Below are 1,082 nucleotides of genomic sequence, written 5' to 3'. Positions count from 1 at the left end.
TGTACCCGGTCGCACCGTTGGTGACACGGAGGTAGGGAAAAGGCCTCCATTCTGAGTGGTGTCTAACGTCACTCGAAGGAAGGCCTTTTCGTGGTCCACCGTAACGCGAGGCTGGCTGAGGCCGGTCGTCTGATTCTTGTTCAGCGGGTTCTGTCGGGGCGGCCGGTGTCGCATGTCGCCAAGGAGCTTGGGGTCTCTCGGCAGTGTGCTCACCGCTGGGTCTCCCGGTTTCGGCTGCTCGGTGTCGCCGGGTTGCGGGATCGGTCGTCGCGAGCCCGAACGCACCCGCGATCGACTCCATCGGACGTCTCTGCTCGACTATTGGAACTGCGTCGGGTCGAGCGGCTGGGTCGCGACGAGTTGGCGCGACGAGTCGGGGTGAGTCCGTCGACGGCATCCCGAATCGTTGCCCGAGCCGGGTTGCCGGCGCTGCATGAGCTCGATCCGGTGACCGGAATCAGAATCCGCGCGTCACGACGCACCCAGCTTCGCTACGAACGCGACCGCCCCGGGGACCTGGTCCACATCGACGTCAAGAAGCTCGGCCGGATCCCCGACGGAGGCGGATGGCGACTCGATGGGCCCGCGACTATCGATCACAACAAGGGCCGGATCCGGTCGAAGAAGCTCGGGTTCGACTACATCCACGTCGCGGTCGACGACCACTCACGGCTCGCGTTCGCCCGCATCCTTCCCGACGAGAAGGGCCCGACCTGCGCCGCGTTCCTCACCGAAGCGGCCGCATTCTTCGCCAGCCACGGCGTCTCGATCCGCGAAGTGATGACCGACAACGCCATGAACTACCGCCTCTCGCGAGACTTCCGATCCGCCCTGGCCGTCCTCGACGCCAAACACATCCTGACCCGACCACACTCCCCTTGGCAGAACGGCAAAGCGGAACGGTTCAACCGAACCCTCCAAGAGAACTGGGCCTACCGACACCCATTCACCTCAAACGCCGACCGCAACACAGCCCTCGGCCCCTGGCTCGATCACTACAACTACGCTCGAGCCCACACCGCCTGCGGAGGCCAACCCCCCATCAGCCGCGTGTCACCAACGCTCTGACCGAATACATCTAG

Annotated in this window: 1 protein-coding gene; it reads left to right on the top strand. The window is 64.7% G+C overall.

The window, feature by feature from the left end:
* Positions 1-90: 90 nt before the first annotated feature.
* Entirely contained in the window at positions 91-1,068 is a 978-nt protein-coding gene (locus tag IE173_RS15400) for an IS481 family transposase (protein ID WP_191284412.1), read from the top strand.
* Positions 1,069-1,082 lie beyond the last annotated feature (14 nt).

This window comes from Pseudolysinimonas yzui (assembly GCF_014653215.1).
GTDB lineage: Bacteria > Actinomycetota > Actinomycetes > Actinomycetales > Microbacteriaceae > Pseudolysinimonas_A > Pseudolysinimonas_A yzui.
The sequence above is the reverse complement of the archived record's forward strand: the minus strand, read 5'-3'. Positions and strand labels throughout refer to the sequence as shown.